General features: G+C 43.7%; 20 protein-coding genes. 8 read left to right on the top strand and 12 right to left on the bottom strand.

Features of this window, described 5'->3' with window-relative positions:
* Nucleotides 1-231 precede the first annotated feature (231 nt).
* Together nblB and ACRC32_RS08765 are read right to left on the bottom strand one after the other, a co-directional pair.
* Nucleotides 232-891, bottom strand: a complete 660-nt coding sequence (gene nblB / locus ACRC32_RS08770; RefSeq protein ID WP_039713229.1) for a phycobilisome degradation protein NblB — start codon at nt 889-891, stop codon at nt 232-234.
* Nucleotides 892-1,041: 150 nt separating this feature from the next.
* Nucleotides 1,042-1,506 carry a CBS domain-containing protein gene (locus tag ACRC32_RS08765; RefSeq protein WP_438553599.1) on the bottom strand — a complete coding sequence of 155 codons (465 nt, stop codon included), beginning with the start codon at nt 1,504-1,506 and terminating at the stop codon, nt 1,042-1,044.
* A 382-nt stretch (nt 1,507-1,888) separates the two neighbouring features.
* Here ACRC32_RS08765 and ACRC32_RS08760 point away from each other — a divergent pair, with 382 nt between their 5' ends.
* Together ACRC32_RS08760 and ACRC32_RS08755 are read left to right on the top strand one after the other, a co-directional pair.
* Entirely contained in the window at nt 1,889-2,701 is an 813-nt protein-coding gene (locus tag ACRC32_RS08760; protein WP_438553598.1) for a cache domain-containing protein, read from the top strand.
* 47 nt (nt 2,702-2,748) lie between these two features.
* Nucleotides 2,749-4,095: an ATP-binding protein gene (locus tag ACRC32_RS08755; protein WP_438553597.1), complete on the top strand. Its 1,347-nt coding sequence runs from the start codon at nt 2,749-2,751 to the stop codon at nt 4,093-4,095.
* Nucleotides 4,096-4,132: 37 nt separating this feature from the next.
* Here ACRC32_RS08755 and ACRC32_RS08750 read toward each other — a convergent pair whose 3' ends face one another.
* Nucleotides 4,133-4,510, bottom strand: coding sequence for a YggT family protein (locus tag ACRC32_RS08750; RefSeq protein WP_192155013.1), 378 nt, complete (start codon nt 4,508-4,510; stop codon nt 4,133-4,135).
* A gap of 248 nt (nt 4,511-4,758) precedes the next feature.
* Here ACRC32_RS08750 and ACRC32_RS08745 point away from each other — a divergent pair, with 248 nt between their 5' ends.
* Nucleotides 4,759-6,582, top strand: a complete 1,824-nt coding sequence (locus tag ACRC32_RS08745; protein ID WP_438553596.1) for a two-component system response regulator — start codon at nt 4,759-4,761, stop codon at nt 6,580-6,582.
* 50 nt (nt 6,583-6,632) lie between these two features.
* Here ACRC32_RS08745 and ACRC32_RS08740 read toward each other — a convergent pair whose 3' ends face one another.
* The gene (locus tag ACRC32_RS08740; RefSeq protein ID WP_438553595.1) at nt 6,633-7,961 is read right to left on the bottom strand and encodes a lipopolysaccharide biosynthesis protein; all 1,329 of its coding nucleotides are present in this window, start codon (nt 7,959-7,961) and stop codon (nt 6,633-6,635) included.
* Nucleotides 7,962-8,507: 546 nt separating this feature from the next.
* Between ACRC32_RS08740 and ACRC32_RS08735 the strand changes: the two genes are divergently transcribed.
* The 3 genes from ACRC32_RS08735 (at nt 8,508) to ACRC32_RS08725 (ending at nt 11,948) form a co-directional block, all read left to right on the top strand.
* The gene (locus tag ACRC32_RS08735; RefSeq protein WP_438553610.1) at nt 8,508-9,326 is read left to right on the top strand and encodes a YebC/PmpR family DNA-binding transcriptional regulator; all 819 of its coding nucleotides are present in this window, start codon (nt 8,508-8,510) and stop codon (nt 9,324-9,326) included.
* 388 nt (nt 9,327-9,714) lie between these two features.
* The gene (locus ACRC32_RS08730) at nt 9,715-10,575 is read left to right on the top strand and encodes a phytanoyl-CoA dioxygenase (protein WP_438553594.1); all 861 of its coding nucleotides are present in this window, start codon (nt 9,715-9,717) and stop codon (nt 10,573-10,575) included.
* 104 nt (nt 10,576-10,679) lie between these two features.
* A complete protein-coding gene (locus tag ACRC32_RS08725; protein WP_438553593.1) occupies nt 10,680-11,948 on the top strand; it encodes an FAD-dependent hydroxylase in 1,269 nt (422 codons plus the stop codon).
* A gap of 27 nt (nt 11,949-11,975) precedes the next feature.
* Here the strand turns inward: ACRC32_RS08725 and cynS are convergent, their stop codons facing one another.
* Nucleotides 11,976-12,413, bottom strand: coding sequence for a cyanase (cynS, locus tag ACRC32_RS08720; RefSeq protein ID WP_438553592.1), 438 nt, complete (start codon nt 12,411-12,413; stop codon nt 11,976-11,978).
* Nucleotides 12,414-13,171: 758 nt separating this feature from the next.
* Here cynS and ACRC32_RS08715 point away from each other — a divergent pair.
* Complete coding sequence (locus ACRC32_RS08715; RefSeq protein ID WP_438553591.1) at nt 13,172-14,080, top strand: phytanoyl-CoA dioxygenase family protein; 909 nt, start codon at nt 13,172-13,174, stop codon at nt 14,078-14,080.
* 36 nt (nt 14,081-14,116) lie between these two features.
* Here ACRC32_RS08715 and ACRC32_RS08710 read toward each other — a convergent pair whose 3' ends face one another.
* Nucleotides 14,117-15,313, bottom strand: coding sequence for a hypothetical protein (locus ACRC32_RS08710; protein ID WP_438553590.1), 1,197 nt, complete (start codon nt 15,311-15,313; stop codon nt 14,117-14,119).
* Between the two features lie 260 nt (nt 15,314-15,573).
* Between ACRC32_RS08710 and ACRC32_RS08705 the strand changes: the two genes are divergently transcribed.
* Nucleotides 15,574-17,163 (top strand): glycoside hydrolase family 57 protein, encoded by a 1,590-nt coding sequence (locus tag ACRC32_RS08705; RefSeq protein WP_438553589.1) that lies wholly within the window; start codon nt 15,574-15,576, stop codon nt 17,161-17,163.
* A gap of 59 nt (nt 17,164-17,222) precedes the next feature.
* On the opposite strand, the gene ACRC32_RS08700 is transcribed toward ACRC32_RS08705, so the two are convergent.
* The 6 genes from ACRC32_RS08700 to ACRC32_RS08675 form a co-directional block, all read right to left on the bottom strand.
* Nucleotides 17,223-17,450 carry a photosystem II protein, Psb35-related gene (locus ACRC32_RS08700; RefSeq protein ID WP_039713216.1) on the bottom strand — a complete coding sequence of 76 codons (228 nt, stop codon included), beginning with the start codon at nt 17,448-17,450 and terminating at the stop codon, nt 17,223-17,225.
* 167 nt (nt 17,451-17,617) lie between these two features.
* A complete protein-coding gene (locus ACRC32_RS08695; RefSeq protein WP_438553588.1) occupies nt 17,618-17,785 on the bottom strand; it encodes a hypothetical protein in 168 nt (55 codons plus the stop codon).
* Between the two features lie 157 nt (nt 17,786-17,942).
* Nucleotides 17,943-18,710: a hypothetical protein gene (locus tag ACRC32_RS08690; RefSeq protein ID WP_438553587.1), complete on the bottom strand. Its 768-nt coding sequence runs from the start codon at nt 18,708-18,710 to the stop codon at nt 17,943-17,945.
* Between the two features lie 323 nt (nt 18,711-19,033).
* On the bottom strand, nt 19,034-19,168 hold the full coding sequence (locus tag ACRC32_RS08685; protein WP_438553586.1) for a hypothetical protein: 135 nt from the start codon (nt 19,166-19,168) through the stop codon (nt 19,034-19,036).
* A 3-nt stretch (nt 19,169-19,171) separates the two neighbouring features.
* Nucleotides 19,172-19,636 carry an NADAR family protein gene (locus tag ACRC32_RS08680; protein WP_438553585.1) on the bottom strand — a complete coding sequence of 155 codons (465 nt, stop codon included), beginning with the start codon at nt 19,634-19,636 and terminating at the stop codon, nt 19,172-19,174.
* 190 nt (nt 19,637-19,826) lie between these two features.
* Nucleotides 19,827-20,404 (bottom strand): LysR substrate-binding domain-containing protein (locus ACRC32_RS08675; protein WP_438553584.1); only part of this gene is annotated, 578 nt, incomplete at its 5' end.

Below are 20,404 nucleotides of genomic sequence, written 5' to 3'. Positions count from 1 at the left end.
CTTGTCTCCCGTATAGTGCTTTGAGCGCATAAAATTCGCGACTACACAAACATGGACGCATTCATGTAGCTTGCTTCCCCGTAGGGGTAGTGTGGCGAAGCGTTTAGCGGCTTGCCTTAGGCTAGTCCGCCTGCGGGGACTGTCCTATATTAAGTCTCTTAACCCGCTTAGGCGGGTTTTGCCCATATAGCTGCGAATTTTATTTGCCAAGCTTCCTAGAAACAAATTTTACTACAAACTATTTTTTGCTTCCTGGGATACAGCTTCAACTTCGTCTTTGGCTAACTGCTCGATCAGAGTCCGAGCTTGTTCGCCGCCCAATTTAGCTAAAGCTTGCACGACGCGATAGCGAATTTGCCAATCGGGGTTGGTAGCAAAAGGAACTAGTAATTCTATTGCTTGCGGATTGCCTAAATCTCCCAGAGAGCTAATTGCCGCAGTTTTATCTAACTCGCTACCCGATTCCAATGCTTCTTTTAATAAGTCAAAAGAGCGCGGATCGCCCAATTCACCCAGAGTTGCAATAATACTAAACCGCACTAACCACTCGGGCGTACTGTGATAGACTTGCGCTAAATCTGCAAACGCATCAGTTAACTTCAGCGCTCCCAGACAGTCAGCTGCAGCAGCTTGTACGTCTGGTTCGGGGTCGTTGAGCAGGCGATCGCGCAATACATTTAAACTAGTATTTAAATCTTGTCCTCCCAAAGTGTCCAACTGACTCACTGCTGAGTAGCGCACTCTGGCGTTGGGGTCATCAATTGCCTTGAGCGCCAACTCCAGCGCAACTCCTTTATCTTCCAATTCGCGAACTTGATTCATCGCCCGCAAGCGATCGCCCAAATCCTGCGAATCGAGTAATTGCTTTACCGATTCTGGACTAACAGCCATTTTGAATTTGTTATTTTGTATTTGGTAATTTGTATTTACTCTTACCATTTTTTAGGGGCAAGAAGTTACAAGTCGGAAGTTAGAAGCCAGAAGTCAGGAGGCAAAAGTCGGAATTAACTGGTCACTGGTCACTGGTCACTGATAACTGAATCACTGCTCGCTGGCTGCTAAGTCGCGCACGATATCGCCGCGAGTCAAAATTCCAATTACCTTACCGCTAGGATCGACGACGGGTAAACGCTGGATCTTGCGATCGTGCATGAGTTGCGCTGCATCTCGCAATGGTTTATCAGGAGCAACGGTAATCAAATCCTGACTCATCACCTCTCCCACCGTTTGCCCTAAAGCTTTATGCAAATCTCGTTCGTATTGAGCCGGATTTTTTAGGAAAATCACGCTATCAAGAAACATGATGTAAGCCGGAGGAGTGACCCCCGTTTCTTGCCACATCAGATCTGTCTCTGAAATCGTACCGATCAACTTGCCTGCATCGTCTACTACAGGTAAACCACTAATACGCTTTTCTGCTAAAAGCTTAATTGCATCATGCAATGAAGTTTCTGGACGCACTACAATTGGGTCGCGGGTCATGACATCGGCAACAGTCTTAGGCATTTACAAACAGCTCTCTTTTGCAAAATCCTCTAAGTTTATTTTAGAGGGTAAGGGATAAGTCAAAATTCAAAACTCACGCATTCAAAATTGAGAAATCAAAGCCTGACTCCTTACGACTTCCTCTATAGAAGGTGAAGACGCACTATATCTGTAATATGCCACGATTTCCAGTTACTTTTTCCTCATGGCTGTATATTTCAGCTTGAATTTTGGGCAATCTAAATTAGCAATTATTTCTCCAGAACGTCCGCCGCTATACGTTCGATCGTGATGTTAGGTCAAGCGAATAAAAGAACTATCAATTAACAAGTCATTATGGTACTACTAATATATCAAAATTTGCTCTACATAAAGATGTAACTTTACCAAAATACCAAAAATTATGGTATCTTCGTCAGCTACTTCAACTACTACCAAAGCTGTCCGAAAACTTCCCCTGCGCGCGATTTTGATTGTCCCCTTCGTGTTACAAATCTTTGCAGCAGTGGGAGTGACGGGATACCTATCTTTACGTAACGGACAAAGATCGGTCAACGACCTTGCGACTCAACTACGCCAACAGGCGATCGATCGCGTCAGCCAGCATCTTGATAGCTACCTAGCACTGCCACATCAGATTAACCAACTTAATGCTAGGGCGATCGAACAAAGTCTGATTAATCCTAAAGATCTCCGTAGTTTTGGACGCTACTTTTGGAAGCAAATGCGCGTGTTTCCAACATTTGGCTATATCAACTATGGCAATCCTAAAGGAGATTTTATTGGGATTAATCGCGAACCTGATAATAGTTTACGAATGGATTTTATCGAGCCAGCATATCTCGGCAGATGTTACGGCTATGCCACAGATAGTCAGGGCAATCCTACGAAACGAATTATGGTCGATGAATTCGATTTCCGTAAAGATAGCTGGTACACTGATGCGGTTAAAATAGGTCGTCCATTATGGAGCGAAATTTATAACTGGGATGACGATCCTTCCATTATTTCCATTTCTGCCAGCTATCTACTTTACAACAAAGATCGCTCTTTATTGGGTGTGATTGGCATCGATTTAGTCTTATCTCAAATTCATAGTTTTTTGCGTCAAATTAAGATTAGCCCTCAAGCCAAAATTTTTATCCTCGAACGCGATGGAATGCTGGTTGCAGCTTCTAGTAACGAGAAATTTTATACCTTAATCATGGAGAAGTAAAACGAATTTAAGCTTTGTCTAGCAAAGATTCTAATATTAAAGTTACAATGGAATATTTACTTCAAAAATTTGGTAGTTTAGCTCGCATTCAGCAAAGTCAAAAACTCAATTTAGAGATTGTCGGACAAAAAACTTTTGCTCAAGTTACGCCGTGGAAAGATGCTTACGGTTTAGATTGGCTAATTGTGGTCATAGTCCCAGAATCCGATTTCATGGGACAGATTAACGCTAACACGCGCACGACCATTTTATTATGTTTACTCGCATTAGGATTTGCAACGATCTTAGGACTCTATACTTCACATTGGATTACTCGTCCGATCCATAAGTTAGTGCAAGCTTCTGAAGACATTGCAGATGGCAATCTCGATCGCCAAGTAGAAGTTTTTTCTATTAACGAACTAGGAATATTAGGGCAGTCTTTTAACCGTATGGCACAGCAATTATGCGAGTCTTTCACAACTCTAGAACAAACTAACGAACAGTTAGAAAATCGAGTTGAAGAACGGACTGCTCAACTTGCTAGTGCTAAAGAGCAAGCAGAGGTTGCAAATCAAGCAAAAACAGAATTTCTTTCTAACATGAGTCACGAACTGCGAACTCCCTTAAATGAAATTTTAGGTTATGCTCAAATTCTCCAACGCGATCGCAATTTAACGACTCGGCAAATAGACGGTTTAGGTATAATCTATCGCAGTGGCAATCATCTTTTAACCCTCATTGAAGATAGTTTATATCTTGCCAAAATCGAAGCTCGTAAAATGGAACTTTATCCTAGCGAATTTGATTTACAGTATTTTTTAGAAAGCATTACTGGCTTAGTTCGAATGAGGGCATTAGAAAAAGATATTAGATTTAAATCGGAAATTCAAACCGAACTACCAACTGGAGTTCAAGCAGATGCAAAACGTCTGCGTCAAATATTAATTAATCTTTTAGGTAATGCTATAAAATTTACCGATCGCGGACAAGTTACCCTGCGCGTTGCTATTAGTCATCCGTCATCAGTCATTGGCACACAACCAAAACAAATGATAAATGATGAAGGACAAATGACTATTCGATTTGAAATTATCGACACAGGTATTGGGATAACACCAAAGCAATTAATCAAGCTTTTTCGTCCTTTTGAACAATTTGGCGATCGCAAACAACGGCAGAGTGGTACGGGTTTAGGATTAGCAATTAGTTATCAACTTGTAGCATTAATGGGAGGCAAACTTAATGTCGAGAGTGAATTAGGTAAAGGCTCCACTTTTTGGTTTGAAGTCAACTTGCCAGTAGCAGAAATTGTTGCCGATCGCGCTCTCTATCATGCTAAAAAAGTGGGGCGCGCTCGCTATTGCGTCTATTCAGTCAGCAGGGAGCAGGGAGCAGTGACCAGTGACCAGTGACCAGTTAATTCTCTACTTACGACTTACGACTTACGACCTATTCTGTTCTACTACCAATTAACCAAACTAATCTTCCTACCAACCAACCAAGAATTGCGTAAGCTGCAATTGCTACAAGTGCATTAATTTCAAAAACCTGGGAATTGCCAAACTTTGGTGTACCGAATAGGTTGGCAACTGGAGCGTAAAAAGGCTCGGAGAGATTATAGATAAATTGAGCGAATGTATTATCTGGATTCGCCCCAAACAGCCGCAAAATCATTCGTAACAACAGCAGCATCCCCAGCGCTCCGGCGAGGAAGTAAATAATTTGTACTAGTTTGCTGACAGTAGCATTACGGCTAGCCAGTGTCACTCGCCGTTCTGCTTCACGTAGCCGAATTTCTTCATGTCGCTGTCGGTCGTCATCTCTCATTTGCTCCTACCTGTACCTTGCGATCGCGATTTTTTCTGTAAGTTAATTTTAATTTTAAAAAAATTATCCAAGTCTTAAGGGTGAAACAAATCCGTATTTTTCAAATCTTCATCGAATTCTTCATTGTACACATACCTAAATTACTCTTGCTTAAGTCACGATAAAAGCACGACTGTCAAACATTTAGTTGTTTTTTCTATCCTCAAAGTTAACCGCTAATAGCTAGCTAATCATAGCTATTTCCTGCAATGGTCGATATAAATCAGAGATCTTCTATCTTAATTGTTGACGACAGCCCGCTCAATGTTAAAGGTTTGTTTAAAATCTTACAACACTCTGGGTTTATAGTTTCTGTTGCAAACAGCGGTGAAAATGCTTTATTGAAAATCAAAAATAGATTACCAGATCTAATTTTATTAGACGTAGTAATGGTAGGAATGAATGGCTTTGAAACTTGTCGTCATCTCAAAGCCAATCCAGCAACTCAAGATATTCCAGTTATTTTTATTAGTGCTTTAGATGAAGCAACCAATAAAGCCGAATGCTTCGCAGTTGGCGGAGTTGATTACATTACCAAACCCTTTGCAGTCGAGGAAGTGTTAGCGCGAGTCAGGCATCAATTGGCATTGCGTGCAGCCAAAATAGAAATCGAACGGCTTAACCAAGAACTAGAAGCAAGAGTTCGCCAGCGAACGCTGCAACTAGAGGCAGTCAACCGACAGTTGCAACAAGAAATTAGCGATCGCCATCAAGTACAAGAGCAGTTAGTCTACAGTGCTTTGCACGATGCCTTAACCCATCTCCCCAACCGTACTCTATTGATGGAACGCTTGGAAATGGCATTACAACGGGTAAAACGATATCCAGACCATTTATTTGCCGTTTTATTTATCGACTTAGACCGCTTCAAAACGATCAACGACAGTTTAGGGCATCAGGTAGGCGATCGATTGCTATTGGCGATCGCCCATCAGCTACAACAACTCGTCCGCTCCACAGATACAGTTGCTCGCTTAGGCGGAGATGAATTTATCATTCTCCTCGACCCAATTCAAGATATTAATGATGCGATTCGAGTCGCCGAGCGAATTCACACCCAATTGCGATCGCCACTGCAACTCGCAAGCAGAGAAGTATTTATCAGTGCTAGTATCGGTATCGCTGCGAGTGCAACTCACTATCAGCAAGGCTCAGAGCTGCTGAGAGATGCAGATATAGCCATGTACCGTGCTAAGGAGCAAGGCAAAGCGCGGTATGAAATTTTCGACCGAGCCATGTATGCTGAAGCAATCCACAAACTGCAAATCGAGAACGATCTGCGTCAAGCAGCAGTCGGACAAGAGTTTCACCTCAATTACCAGCCAATCGTCTCTTTAGATACAGGTAGAATTATCGGTTTTGAAGCGCTACTACGCTGGCTGCATCCCGAACGGGGTTTGATTTCTCCATCCCAGTTTATCCCGATTGCTGAAGAAACTGGATTAGTTGTTCCGATTGGTGAATGGGTGCTTTTCACAGCTTGCAGCCAAATGAAACAATGGCAAACTAAATTTTCTCATCCACCCGCCAAAATCAGCGTTAACCTCTCGCTGAAACAATTGCGAGAACCCGATTTTCTGGAGAAGATAGATCGCATATTAACCGAAACGGAAATTGCAGGCGAGAGTCTCAATCTAGAACTGACCGAAAGTATGCTCATGGACAACGTGGAAGAACTGATCTTCGTTCTCGGACAACTGCGGGCGAGAAATATTCGCCTGAGTATTGATGACTTCGGTACGGGTTATTCTTCTCTCAGTTATTTACACCGTTTTCCGATTGATTATTTAAAAGTAGACCGAGCTTTTATCAGTGGGATTGGAACTGGTGGCAAATCTCGTCAGATTGCAGCCACAATTATTTCCCTAGCTCACCAGTTAGGAATTAAAGCGATCGCCGAAGGCGTGGAAACTCCAACTCATTTACAACACTTACATGCATTAGATTGTGAAGAAGCACAGGGATATTTATTTTCTAAACCCCTAGATTTAGCAGCCGCAGAGTCTTTAATTTTGACCAATCCTCAGTGGTGAGTTAACAAAGTTGCGATTGGTTGATGGCTTCAGTTTCAAATGCGATCGCTTCACGTCCGATGCAGCATTTTTTGCTTGAGTATGTAAAAGTCCGATCGCTTTGCTAGCAAGCTTGGGGGTCGAACCTTTAACACGAGCGGATAGCAAGCCAAGACAAATACGAGTCGGACTACGGTTGAACAGAGTAAAGCCCAACCCGCGCCTTGCAATCCCAACCGAGGTACGAGTAATAACAGGAAGGGAATGCTCAGCCCCAAGCCAATTGTTTGTAGTAGCGTCACCGTTCCAGGTCTTCCTAATGCCATAAATGCTTGTGCCAGTATCCAGACACTACCGTCAACCACAGTCATCACTACCAGAATGCGAAATACAGGAACAGCTCCCATAAACTCAGTACCGTAAAGCAAGTTGAGCAGCATCGGTCCTACTATAAACAAAATTGTAGCTGCCATAGTCGTCAGAGCCGTGCTGATCCGCACTGCCATCCCAGTTACAGCAACAACTTCTGCTATGGGACGAGCTGCTGTTTTAGGTAACAGTACTGTGACAATCGAATGCTGAAACAGATTCAGCATCCGGGATAAGCTCAGGGAAATCACATATTTTCCCATAGCTTCGGGTGCTAACAAATTGATCACTAGCGCTTGATCGACTTGTACTGATAGCGTACCGATTAGATCGATACCGTATGCCCTCAAACCATAACTCACCAGACGTTGGTAAGATTTTCTCAACCCGCTTAAACGGGGACGAAAGCGCTGCCATACGCAACGCGATAGCCAAAAAAATATCGGGAGACTGGGAAATGCATAAGCAATGACAGCAGTAAAAGGAGTGAGGTTGGCTGAAACTGCTAGTCCTGTCAAGATGACTAATGTTGTTAACGGTTGCAGATATTGTGCTTGATTTGCAGTTTTGAAATTGTAATCTGCTTCCAGTGCTGCGGTATAAATAGTTGTCAGCATGATTATAGGCGACAGCACCATAAACCATTGAGCGTAGCGGATGACTTCTGGCGAATATTGAGTTAACCACTGCGGGATGAAAAGTATACCTGCGATCGCCGCAACTATACCTAATATCGTACCCAGGACGAGGGTAGCAGAAAAAATCTCTGATTCCTGCTCTGGGTTGCGTTTGAGATAATAGCGTAAAGCAATTGGCAGTCCCAAAGTCATACTAAAAGCTAAAAATTGGGGCCATAGAGCGATCGCTGCTTGTTCGCCTCGCCCATCAGGTCCCAAAATACGTGCTGTAATCGCACCCGTACATGTATTAGCAGCTAAAATCAGTATCTTCGTCAGTAGTGTTTGCAAGGTAGCAGCAGTCGCGCCACGTCCCGCTAGTACCCAACGAACACTAGCACTTACAGTTTTCATCCATTCAACTCCAGTCTCATCAAAGCTCGAATACTCGTTTTCTATTAATTCCTCTCAAGATCGGGAATAAATAGTGAAAAAAGGTCTTATTTGCCCTATATCAAAATTCTTTCTCCATTTAACAAAAAATAGCTATTAATAGTTGTTGATTGCCCATTGATAGCTACTTCAAAACATATTTCCAAAGGAACTTGCCTCGACAACGGCATTTGTTAACGCTAATGGAGTAAGGGAACATTGTAAATTTAACCATAGATAGATGCAAAGAAATGTAAATGAGAAAAATAATTTCTTCGCAGTTTTGTCAGTACTTATTCTCGTTTGCTAATTTATACCTCATTCAATCGCTAAGCTATTCGAGTGGCATCTATTACTGATGAAAAAATAGTCTCTATTGCTACTTCAACTGCTACATTGTGTAGAGGTATTACATACAATGCCTACCTCCCTTTCAGGCAGTGAGAGTGAAGTATGGAAAGAACGATCGAGAGTGATAATAGTCACAACTTTCCCAACTTCAGATAGAGAGTGAAGATAGAAGCAATTATGGCAGGACACAGTAAATGGGCGAATATTAAACGTCAAAAAGCAAGGGTTGATGCCGTTAAGGGAAAAACATTTACGCAATTATCGCGGGCAATTATTGTGGCGGCGAGAAATGGCGTACCCGATCCGGCGGGAAATTTTCAGTTACGAACGGCGATTGAGAAAGCCAAAGCAGCAGGCATTCCAAATGAAAATATCGAGCGAGCGATCGCTAAAGGCGCGGGTACGTATGAAGACTCTGCCAATTTAGAAGAAATCCGCTATGAAGGTTACGGTCCTGGTGGCGTGGCGATTTTGATTGAGGCTTTGACTGACAACCGCAACCGTACTGCTGCCGACCTGAGAGCTGCCTTTAGTAAAAGTGGGGGAAATTTAGGTGAAACAGGCTGCGTTAGTTGGATGTTCGAGCGCAAAGGAGTCGCGCTGGTTTCTGGCGAAGTAGATGAAGATGAACTGTTAGAAGCATCTCTAGAAGGTGGCGCGCAATCCTATGAAATTAGCGAGGATGAGCGTGGGCGCTCGGCTGATGTGATTACAGAGATCGGCAATTTGGAAGCTCTAACTCAGACGCTGAAGGAAAAAAGTTTTGTTGTAGACGAAGTAGAATTGCGCTGGATTCCCAGCAATACAATAGAAATTACCGATCCAGAACAGGCGCGATCGCTTTTGAAGTTAATCGATGCTCTAGAATCTTTGGATGACGTGCAGAACGCTACCGCTAACTTTGAAATGAGCGATCGGTTAATGGCGATGAACTTTGCTCGATCTACACAGGGAGCAGGAAGTAAGGAGCGCGCGAGCAGCGAGTGGAGCTTCTGAGCAGATGAAAAAGTCATTGCACGAGCGCGAACTTGCAGTCAATAGACTTTTCATTCAGAAAATTAATCGGGACGCATAGCCGTGCGCCTTTGTTGAGTATGCATTTTGTATGTACCTCGTTTAGCTAGAAGTGTCGGTGAATCTCTCTGCAGTTATACGGTAATGGCTAATTAGTCAAGTGCCGCTTTTAGAATTTTCAGTTATTAAGTGGTAAATTGTGAAAACCTTTTCCAGAAGAAATATTGGCGATCGCTCTACCAATAATAGAAACCATTAGAAACAAGATTTATTTGTGCTTAAAGATATTTCTACTACTTTGCTATATCTAAAACTTAGAGTATGATTTTATACGCAAGTTCATTTGTTTCCATTTTAATCTGTAACCCTAATGCTCAAGGAGATTGGATATAAAGTCTGGCAATTGAAAACTGAATTCGTTTATAGAATAGCGTTGAAAAAATATGCTAAGTCACTGCCCGCGCTTTCTCCAGCCGACCGGCAAATTGTCGATCGGTTGCAGCAAGAGGGAGTTTATGTTACCTCTTTAGAAAAGTTGGGATTTGCTTCCACTCCACAATTACTTGATGCTTGCAGCAAAGTTCTATCTTGTACAGAACCCGAACGCGATCGGGGTGTGGCAAAATCTCCGCTTCAAATCTACACTCTATCAGAATTAACAGATTTTTCTTCATGGGGAAATGACAAGCGACTGCTTGACATCGTGCAAAACTATATCGGTTTACCCATCAAATTTCAAGGTATCCAGTTACGACGAGAATCCAGTCATCCACATCAGTTTGGCGCGATGCTGTGGCATAAGGATGGAGACGATCGCCGTAGTATAAAGGTCATCATATATTTGAGTGATGTTGACCGAGAGCATGGACCTTTTGAATACATTCCTAAATCCGTCACTGCGGCTGCTTGGCTGAGATTTCGGATCGATTATCAGATTTTCCGCACGGGTTTTTCCGGTCTGAAAAACGAAAAGATGGAGCAACTCGTCCCTAGATCTGCATGGAAGTCGTGTGTTGGAGCTGCGGGTACAGTGATACTTGTCGATACTCACAGCGTTTTCCATCATGGCAGCCTGCGTGCGGCAGAGCGCTCAGCTCTATTTTTTGTTTATACGGCTCGACACCCAAAACGCCCAGATCTTTGCCGCCGGTATAGCCATCCCTCCCATCCCAGACCCAATTTATCGCACAACGCTCAAACATCTGAAGCAGCAGTAAACCTCGAAGTTTGACACTTCCTGACTTCTGACTTCATCATGACTTGCTTACCCTGCGGATTCGCGGCAAAATGAAGATAAGTAAATATTCTTAATCAACTCGATATACTTTGTTAGACATGGCGTTCGAGCAACTTTCGCAGACAGTTTCACCCCCGCAAGCGATCGCACCCGATAACGGTTTTGACTACGACTTGGCGATCGTCGGTGGTGGAATTGTGGGCTTAACCCTTGCCTGTGCTTTGAAAAATTCGGGGTTGAGGGTGGCACTAATTGAAGCAAAGCCATACTCCGTAGCAGCGATGAAGGGGCAAGCATACGCCGTTCACATGTCTTCGCGACTAATTTTATCGGCAATCGGTGTCTGGGATAAAATTCTGCCTGGAATTGAAACGTTTCACCATGTCAAACTTTCCGATGCCGATTGCCCAAGCGTGGTAGAGTTCCACCCAAAAGATTTGGGGACAGAGGTTATCGGTTACGTTGCCGAACACCAAGCTTTATTAACGCCTCTACAGGAATTTTTGCAGGAATGCGCCAACGTTGAGTATCTATGTCCGGTGGAGGTGGTGCGAACTGAGTTTCAATCGCATGGAGTCGAGCTGACACTCAACGTCTCAGGGAAGTCACAGCAGATCTGCACGCGGTTGTTAGTCGCAGCGGATGGGGCGCGATCGCGGATTCGCCAAAATGCGGGAATTAAAACCTGGGGCTGGCAGTACTGGCAATCTTGTATTGTCGCTTTTGTCAAGCCAGAAAAATCCCACAACAACACAGCTTACGAAAAATTCTGGTCGAGTGGACCCTTTGCCATTCTACCCCTGCCAGGAAATCGCTGCCGTATTGTTTGGACTGCTCCTCATGCCGAAGCAAAAGCTTTATTGGAATTGGATGACGCGCAGTTTCTCGCCGAACTCACCCGCAGGTATGGCACTCAGATGGGAGAACTGCAACTAGAAGGCGATCGCTTTATGTTTCCGGTGCAGTTGATGCAAAGCGATCGCTATGTGTTGCCGCGTCTGGCACTGGTGGGCGATGCCGCTCACTGCTGTCATCCCGTGGGCGGACAAGGCTTGAATTTAGGAATTCGCGATGCTGCGGCTTTAGCTGAAGTGCTACAAACAGCCGCTTGTCAAGGAGAAGATCTCGGCAGCTTGCAGGTACTCAAACGCTACGAACGCTGGCGCAAGCGAGAAAATTCAGTGGTTTTGGGTTTTACCGATTTATTAGATCGGACGTTCTCGAATAATTATTTACCCGTGGCGATCGCTCGTCAATTCGGCTTGTGGGTTTTGCGGCGCGTACCTATTGTCAAGAGATCTACCTTACAACTCATGACTGGTTTAGGAGGGCGTTTGCCTCAAATAACAGCGACCAGCGATCGGTGACCAGTTATCAATTAGATAGCTGAATTTTTACCACTTTTTATATGGTAAAAATTTTCCCGACATGATCACTTTGACGCGATCGCCTTTGGGATCTTCTTCTTTCTCTACATCTAAAGTAAAGTCAATTGCACTCATAATGCCATCGCCGAATTTTTCATGAATTACGCTTTTGAGTGGCATTCCATACACTTGCATGATTTCATAGAAGCGATATATGAGCGGATCTGTCGGTACGACTGGTCCTAACCCTTTGAGTGGGCATTCTGTTAGGTCTGGCGCTAATGTTGTCGGTAGTCCAATCGCCGATAAAATCTTTTCTGCCTCTGCCTGAGAAGCACTAGCTTGACGGTAAAAGACTGCGGCAATCCAAACTTCATCCCTGCCGACTGCTTTTTCTAAATCGACAAAGGACATCCCTTTTTCTTGTTTTGCTGCTAAGAGTTTTTGCGTAATTTCAGGCAGCATTTTTTTACCTCTCAATTGCTCGTTTCATGTAATTGTATCGATTGTTCTATTTGGTTTTTGTGATGAATTTTACGGAAAAATACAGGAATTGTGTAGCAAAAGTCAAAAAGAAAAGAATAAATTTTTGATAGTTTTGCTCTCTACTACAAGGTAATCGCTCCTCTAAACCTTCCTAAATTGATTTCTGAAGTCAGCTCGATCGTTATTTGATTTTTTAGCTACAGCATCGCTTCAATTATGGTTTTGCAATTCAATTACGATTTCTATTGCATTGAATGAGAGTGAAAAGTACAGCTAGAATTTACACGCCATAATTACCGAAAATTACCGGATAGATTTGCCGATCGTCTTTACAATATTTTATGATTTGTGTCTGGAGCATTGGATTTATTTAAAAAGATCGTAAAGTTATCGGTATAGCTATTATTATTTTTCAGTAGTCTTTTATACTGAAGTGTTAGTTGTTTAACATTCTTATTGTTCGTTTAACCCCGATTCTCATTGAGTAGGACGAAATTTCCGAGGCAGGGTATGTAGCCATACATAAACGCCAGACTCCGAATCTCCATCAAGCTAATATTTCAAAGCAATTCACGGATGTCTGGAATTGGCACAACAACCTCATTTTCGTCCAATTTCATTTGGTTGTGTTGCGTCACTTCTAAGCTATATCAGATCGCTCAGACGTAGTAGCAACGGACAATCGCATTCTCGTGCCATGCAGTTATCGGAAGATCGTAGGGAATTCACGAAAATAGATGATTTCACTAATTAATTCTCAAAAACTATGGCTGAAGTTGCAACGGAGGTTTTTACAATACTTCGCAATCTCGCTCAAGCAGCCGCAGTGGTTGCTGATGTTTACATTTAGCCGCATTCAGATTCTGCGTTTTTTGGTGTTGCACTTAACTAAAAAACCTATAAAAATTGATTTTCTTAAAGAAAATTCTGTTTTTACAGATCTCGATCCAGATCGGGCGGTTAAAGCTTTAAAAAGCGATGGTTTGCATTTGGGGATTACGATCCCACCGCATCTGCTCAAAGAGATTGTAGATTTTGCCAGAACAGCGACTTACTACGGAAATGGAGACTTACAATTTCCATTCTCGCTGGCGAATCGAAGAGTGCAAGAAATGAAATCTGGCAAAAATTTTAGGATCGGCTATAACTTTAAGCCTGCATCTCAATGTATGGCAATTAGGAAGTTAGCAGAAGACCTGAAACTATGGGAGATTGCAGCAAAATATTTTGGCAGTCAGCCAATGCTTGCTTGCACCCAACTGTGGTGGACTTTTGTTAACGATGCACCCGCTGAGGGACGCGCTCAAGGTTTTTATCAATTTCACTACGATCTCGAAGACTACGCTTGTGTGAAATTCATGTTCTATCTCACAGATGTCGATCTATTGAGTGGTCCACACGTCTGTGTGAAAGGCAGTCATAGAAACAAAAAGCTAAGTCACCAGTTCTCTCTTTTGAGAGAAAGAGACGACAGCGAAATCAAAGAATATTACGGGAATGAGAATATAGTGACTATTTGCGATCGCGCCGGGGTTGGTTTCGCCGAAGACCCTTCCTGCTTTCACAAAGGAATTTTGCCCCAAAAGAGCGATCGCCTGATTCTGGAGTTTAAATTTACTCTAAATAACTACGGCATAATTTTGTAACAGTAGTAACCGTAGGGCGGGCATTGCCTACCATATTTAGGGAGTCTCCAGCTTCGATTCAATCTGCTCTAAGTTCAGGTTAAATTTAGTCGCGATCGCCTGAATTATCCGGTTTTCTTCAGGTGTTTTGTGTCCGTCCAATCGAGCGATCCGGCAGCACTGAGCCAATAAGGGAATCGCAAAGTCGCGGTTGAGCTGGTTTAGAAGCACCTCTAAAGGTTGGGGTGACTGAATGTTTCTAGAAATTCCCTCTAAGGAAGAAGGGCTGAGATTTAATTGCTTTAACTGTGGTTGGATCTCCGACCAAGTTTTTTCCGGGTGACTGGCAAGAATCATGTGGACTAAAACTCGATCCATGACCGCTTCTTGAGCGATCGCCGTTTCCAAATACTTTTTGCTTTGCTGTTCGAGTTGAGCAATTCCTGTTTTGGAGTTGAGGGTTTCTGGCGACTTCAATTTGGCTTCGTAAAAGCGACACGCAGCGTATCCCAAGGAGTAAAGCATAGCAGCGTTAGAACTCGCCCCAATAAATGCTCCAGCGAAGGGAACGTTACGCAATACTCCTAAACCCGCTAGCCTTAGCAACCGACCTCCTCCCAGTCCCAAGCCAAAAATGGTTAACACCTCTCCTTTGCGGCTAGGATCTTTTAGGCTGAGTCCGTAGGCAGCAGCAATTTGATGCACCATTTCTGCTTGCAGTTGGGTGGTTGCAGCTAAATCGACTGCTAAAAGCGCCAGTGCTACCCCTGGTAAGAAACTAGTAGCAAGTCCTATACCTCCAGCACGGGTGGCTTTTTCCACCATAATTCGGTGAGCGATTTGTTCGGGGGACTCTTCGGGATGCTCTTGCTGTAGTTTTTTGACGGCTACTTCTGCTTTGGCTAAATCTACGCTGTCTGTTGCCCCAATCAACCAATTGAGGTTGAGAAAGCGACTAATCCGTCGCACGAACCAGTTATTCCCTACCCATTCGATCGCTTCTCCGGCTTTTATCGTCGCGGGGGAGAGCCAATCGTGGACTTGTTGTAGAGCAACTTCTGGCAGTTGAGCGATCGCCCCTACTGCTTGACCTAATGTCTCAGAAAAGGACGACAATCCACTAGCCGCTTTTTCCCTGGAAGCTGAGACTGGCTGCGCCTCCATTGCCTGATTGTTTTGAGAAGGCGTGACTTGCACTTTAACTTCTTCAACTGAGGCTGGCGATCGAGCTGGCTGTCGCGAATTATCGTCCATTGTTCACCACTGTTGAGACGAACTTTACCTGTTGTGGTTGTAACGAAAAAGCGATTGGCTTGCTATCCCCCCCAAGGTGTAAGATTCTATGGACTCTGCTAGGGGATCGATCCTTACCTAGAAATTTTAGATTTTCTTATCATCTCGCTCTTTTGCTACGCTTCCGATCCCGCTTTCGGCATAAAATTTGTTAAAACGGCTTGACTTTCCCTGGTTCCTTCATTGCGATACCCGTTCACTTTACATTTCTAAATCTGATTATGGCTATTGGCTATGTCGCTCTTGTCCTCCACGCTCACCTACCCTTCGTGCGCCACCCAGAAAGTGACTACGTTCTGGAGGAAGAATGGCTTTATGAAGCGATCGCGGAAACCTACGTCCCTTTACTGCTGGTATTTGAAGGATTAAAACGAGACGGAATCGACTTTAAGATTACGATGAGTATGACACCCCCTTTGGTGTCAATGCTGCGCGATCCTTTACTCCAAGAACGGTTTGACACTCATTTAGCTAAGCTGGAAGAGTTAGCAGAGCTAGAAGCAGAACGTAACGCTCACAACGGTCACATTCGCTACCTTGCCGAACATTACGCCAGTGAGTTCAATCAAATTCGCCAATACTGGCAGCGCTTCAACGGCGATTTAGTCACGGCATTTAAGCAGTTTCAAGACAGTAACAACTTAGAAATCATCACTTGTGGCGCTACTCACGGCTACTTACCGTTGATGAAGATGTATCCCCAGGCAGTCTGGGCGCAGATTCAAGTCGCCTGCGAACACTACGAGCAAACTTTCGGACGACCTCCTAAAGGTATTTGGTTGCCTGAATGTGCATACTATGAGGGCTTAGAGCGAATGTTAGCTGATGCTGGCTTGCGCTACTTCCTCACTGATGGGCATGGAATTCTTTACGCCCGCCCTCGTCCCCGTTTTGGTTCCTACGCACCCATATTTACCGAGACTGGAGTGGCTGCTTTCGGTCGCGACCACGAATCATCCCAACAAGTTTGGTCTTCAGAAGTCGGTTATCCTGGCGCATCTGAATATCGCGAGTTTTACAAAGATTTGGGTTGGGAAGCCGAGTATGAGTACATCAAGCCCTATATCATGCCCAACGGACAGCGGAAAAATACAGGGATTAAGTATCATAAAATCACTGGTCGCGGTCTGGGATTGAGCGATAAGGCACTCTACGATCCCTACTGGGCGCGGGAAAAAGCAGCAGAACACGCTGGCAACTTTATGTACAACCGCGAACAGCAGGCTCGACATTTACACGGCATTATGCATCGTCCACCAATTATTGTCTCGCCCTACGATGCAGAGTTATTTGGGCATTGGTGGTATGAAGGTCCTTGGTTTATCGATTACCTATTCCGCAAGTCTTGGTACGACCAGCAGACTTATCAAATGACGCACTTAGCGGATTATTTACAGGAAAACCCGAGTCAGCAAGTGTGTCGTCCTTCGCAATCGAGTTGGGGTTACAAGGGATTTCACGAATACTGGTTGAACGAGACAAATGCTTGGATTTATCCCCATCTCCACAAAGCCGCTGAACGAATGATCGAAATTGCTTACCGCGAACCCGTTGATGAGTTGGAGTGGAAGGCATTAAACCAAGCGGCGCGGGAATTGTTGTTGGCGCAGTCTTCCGACTGGGCGTTTATCATGCGGACGGGAACGATGGTTCCTTATGCGGTGAGAAGGACGCGATCGCACTTGATGCGCTTTAATAAGCTCTACGAGGATGTCAAAATCGGCAAAATCGACAGCGGCTGGTTGGAGAAGGTAGAACAAATGGATAATATTTTCCCCGAAATCAACTACCGCGTTTATCGTCCTTTGTAGTTTACAGGTAGAAGGTACAAATTTATAGGTAGGGGCGCACAACCCGTGCGCCTCTGCGTTTAACCAGGTAAATTGTTGCTCGTATAAGCATCCATCCGATATGCAGGAGTGCGATCGCTGTAATCTATATCAGCACCAGTAATAGATTTGGCTAACTTTTCAAAAGACTTGCTGCGCCAGTTGCGATCGTGGATCGGTTTTCTTTGTTCTCCCAAAAAGTACGCTTGGGTTCCGATGACAGAAGCAGCTACCCAGCCAATTACCAACAGTGCAATTAGAATAGTCATCGCTGTTACCTCGTTTGAAGTTGTGTAACTTTATGTAAATAAAAGTAACAGTATCTTGATAGACGACTCAATACGTGCAGACCGAACATCGAGTAGGGAATTCCTCCCTATGACAGAGGGGCGTACAGATGTACGCCCCTACATTTCTTGAAAAAATTTCTATGAGATTAGAGGCTATCTGGGTCGATATTTAATTCTCTCAGCTTTTTCGCTAGGCGTTGTACTCTTTCCTCAGCTTGCTGGCGTGCGAGAGATTCTTCTTGTGGAGTCAGTAGTTTTCGCCTCGCTATCGGATCGTAAAAGCGCATTTGCCTGGAATTAACTTGTAATTCCAATCCCAATACCTTGCTGGATACGGATAGAGTGTCATCTGGGAAGCGATTGACTTCTATAGGAAAGTAGTTGGCTTCTACAAGGCGAAAACCTTGAATTTGAGGGCAATGCCCACCCTACGCGCTTCTTCCCAATTACCAATTACCAATTACCAACTCACTACGAAAACAAACTATATCTTTGCAGTTGTGTTTCAATTGTTTTTGGTAAAATTTTATTTAATTCTTTACCATCTTTAAATTGTAGAGTTTGTAAAGATGGTAAATCGAAGGGTAACTTACCTTCTATATCCCGTTGCATACGTGCGAGTAAAATTTGTTCAGACCGTTTTGTTTGAATCGCATAGCCAATTTCTACGCAAACATTAGGGCTAGGAATTAATTGATTCGTATCTTCTTGCAAAATGTTTGTAATTGGCGTACTATCGGCAATAAATAGTAAGCTCTTACGAATGTTAAGTAACATTTGACGATTAAGTCGGAGCGGATTCTCGTTGGAACGATATGATTCTACTAAGGATATGGGGAGGCGCGATCGCTTATTTAATATTTCTAATGCTTGTTGCAATCCTTCCCGCAAAATTTCGCTAGCTGCGCTATATTCTGTTTGATAAGATAAAAAAATTGTCGGGTCTTGTAAAGCCGATACCGCTTGCTTGGTAAAATAAATTTCGTGGCTGATTAAGTCAATATTAGAAATGATGTAACCGCCACTACCTTCAATATAAAACTCGACAGCTTCCCCTTCTAAATAACGTTGAAACCATGCTGATTTTTTGACCTCTTCGCTATCATTTAAAAAATCAGCTCTCAATCCCGATTTCAACAGGCTATTCTTGCTTAGTCGCAAGTCGTGAGGACGTTTTTCTAGTTCTTTGACTGGCTCGTATTTTTCTAGAAACCAAGCTTTGAGTGCAATAATTGCCATTCTCGATTCAACCGCAAAACAACAACACCCAAGCTAGCACTAGCTGAGGAATTTCCTCTCTCTTTTAAGCTTAGGTAGGGATATTCTGGACTTTACTTTACTACTATTAGTATAGCAAGAGCGAATATATTGCCCCCTATTTGCTAGTATCTGAGGAAATATCAACCTGTGAGTTGGGTGTTGGTGTTACTTGACGAGACAGATTAGAAATAAGCAGTTCTTTTTTACCTCTTAACTCAATAGAACTTGGCTTTTGAATTTGCCAATGGAAGCTTTTTTGCTTCAATTACTAATTTATCACTGCTAGTTCTAAACGCAATATCTTAGAAAATAATCTTTACCTTTTTAGACAAAGTTAAGTTTTGAAAAGCTAATTTGGTAATAGGTAATGGATAATTGGTAGTTGCGTGGTGGTGTGGTGCGTGAGAAGAGGTTACCGATCGCTGGTCACCGGTCACTGGTCACTGGTCACTGACTAAAGCTAGTTCCCGAATTTCTTGGCGCACGCTCATCAAGATTTTACCGAGATAGTTCTGACCCGTGCGATCGCAACCGCAGCCCCAATAGTAATCAGTCGGCGAGTTTTCTATCAGTAATTCGTCTCCAGTTGCAATCAAAATCGATTGAATATCTGGATAGGTAAGAAACTTCTGGCGCACGGCGACGTGCATGACCTGGGTTTTGACTTGTTCCCAATCGCAGCGAACTTGAAGAGTGCGATCGCGTCCTAGTGCGGCAGCTTGCTCTGGTGTTGCCGCAGCATGAATGATAGGAATAATGGCTTCATTAGCACTACCGACAAATTTTTGTGCTTGATAATAATGCTCTACTGTTGACCAGTAAGTACCCTGGATGTCGATCGCGTGGGGTGAAAAGTTAGAAAAACACCCATAGGGTTCGCATACCTTGTAAAAGTAGATTGCCATTCGATTAAATCGTTTTTATTTTTAACTACTTTCTTTAATCGATTATTACAGTTTCTTAGCAAACACCAAATATATTAAACCGATTTTGGAGGACGCATAGCTATGCGCCCTTGCATTGCGATCGGTGTGATGGACAACAATACCAATAAAAAGGACATTAGAGATGCGATCGCATCTCTACAGAGACCCATTACACAGACCCATTTGTTTGTTCTACAATTTGCTTTGCTGCATTTAACAAATACTCATAATAAGTGCGAGCGACGACGGACATTTGCTTGCCAGCAGGATAGACCATGTACCAGTTGCGCTCGATGGGGAAATATTCCACATCTAGCACGGTTAACTCTGGATTAGCAGATTCTGGGATAATGGTATGGCGGGAGAGGACGGAAAGCCCCAAACCTCCAGCGATCGCCTGCTTGATTGCCTCATTACTACCTAATTCGAGCTTGACTTTCAGTTTAATCCCCTGCTCGTCAAACAGCTTCTGTACTGCCGTGCGCGTCCCCGAACCTGGTTCGCGCAGGATAAACGGTTCTTCACTCAGCTGTTGCAAGGAAATATTTTTTTCTCCTGCTAGCCGATGATTTGCAGGCGCAAGCACGACTAAGGGGTTTTCTAAAAACGGCTGGAAACCGATATCGAGATGTTCTGGTAGCTGACTCATGATATACAAGTCGTCCAGATTCTCCTTCAGGCGATCGACAATCCCTGAATGATTCGTTACCTGTAAGGCGATATCAATCCCTGGGTAAAGCTGGCAAA

The sequence above is a fragment of the Chroococcidiopsis sp. genome (genome assembly GCF_051657925.1).
Lineage (GTDB): Bacteria > Cyanobacteriota > Cyanobacteriia > Cyanobacteriales > Chroococcidiopsidaceae > Chroococcidiopsis.
This window is presented reverse-complemented; position numbering and strand designations above follow the sequence as displayed.

Excerpts from the sequence above, each read along its gene's own strand:
- ACRC32_RS08690 (WP_438553587.1), bottom strand. The coding sequence starts at position 18,710 with ATGGCAATTATTGCACTCAAAGCTTGGTTTCTAGAAAAATACGAGCCA.
- ACRC32_RS08725 (WP_438553593.1), top strand. The coding sequence starts at position 10,680 with ATGGCGTTCGAGCAACTTTCGCAGACAGTTTCACCCCCGCAAGCGATC.
- ACRC32_RS08710 (WP_438553590.1), bottom strand. The coding sequence starts at position 15,313 with ATGGACGATAATTCGCGACAGCCAGCTCGATCGCCAGCCTCAGTTGAA.
- ACRC32_RS08765 (WP_438553599.1), bottom strand. The coding sequence starts at position 1,506 with ATGCCTAAGACTGTTGCCGATGTCATGACCCGCGACCCAATTGTAGTG.
- ACRC32_RS08745 (WP_438553596.1), top strand. The coding sequence starts at position 4,759 with ATGGTCGATATAAATCAGAGATCTTCTATCTTAATTGTTGACGACAGC.
- ACRC32_RS08705 (WP_438553589.1), top strand. The coding sequence starts at position 15,574 with ATGGCTATTGGCTATGTCGCTCTTGTCCTCCACGCTCACCTACCCTTC.
- ACRC32_RS08755 (WP_438553597.1), top strand. The coding sequence starts at position 2,749 with ATGGAATATTTACTTCAAAAATTTGGTAGTTTAGCTCGCATTCAGCAA.
- ACRC32_RS08750 (WP_192155013.1), bottom strand. The coding sequence starts at position 4,510 with ATGAGAGATGACGACCGACAGCGACATGAAGAAATTCGGCTACGTGAA.
- ACRC32_RS08700 (WP_039713216.1), bottom strand. The coding sequence starts at position 17,450 with ATGACTATTCTAATTGCACTGTTGGTAATTGGCTGGGTAGCTGCTTCT.
- ACRC32_RS08735 (WP_438553610.1), top strand. The coding sequence starts at position 8,508 with ATGGCAGGACACAGTAAATGGGCGAATATTAAACGTCAAAAAGCAAGG.
- ACRC32_RS08760 (WP_438553598.1), top strand. The coding sequence starts at position 1,889 with ATGGTATCTTCGTCAGCTACTTCAACTACTACCAAAGCTGTCCGAAAA.
- ACRC32_RS08715 (WP_438553591.1), top strand. The coding sequence starts at position 13,172 with ATGATTTCACTAATTAATTCTCAAAAACTATGGCTGAAGTTGCAACGG.
- ACRC32_RS08680 (WP_438553585.1), bottom strand. The coding sequence starts at position 19,636 with ATGGCAATCTACTTTTACAAGGTATGCGAACCCTATGGGTGTTTTTCT.
- ACRC32_RS08740 (WP_438553595.1), bottom strand. The coding sequence starts at position 7,961 with ATGAAAACTGTAAGTGCTAGTGTTCGTTGGGTACTAGCGGGACGTGGC.
- cynS (WP_438553592.1), bottom strand. The coding sequence starts at position 12,413 with ATGCTGCCTGAAATTACGCAAAAACTCTTAGCAGCAAAACAAGAAAAA.
- ACRC32_RS08730 (WP_438553594.1), top strand. The coding sequence starts at position 9,715 with ATGCTCAAGGAGATTGGATATAAAGTCTGGCAATTGAAAACTGAATTC.
- nblB (WP_039713229.1), bottom strand. The coding sequence starts at position 891 with ATGGCTGTTAGTCCAGAATCGGTAAAGCAATTACTCGATTCGCAGGAT.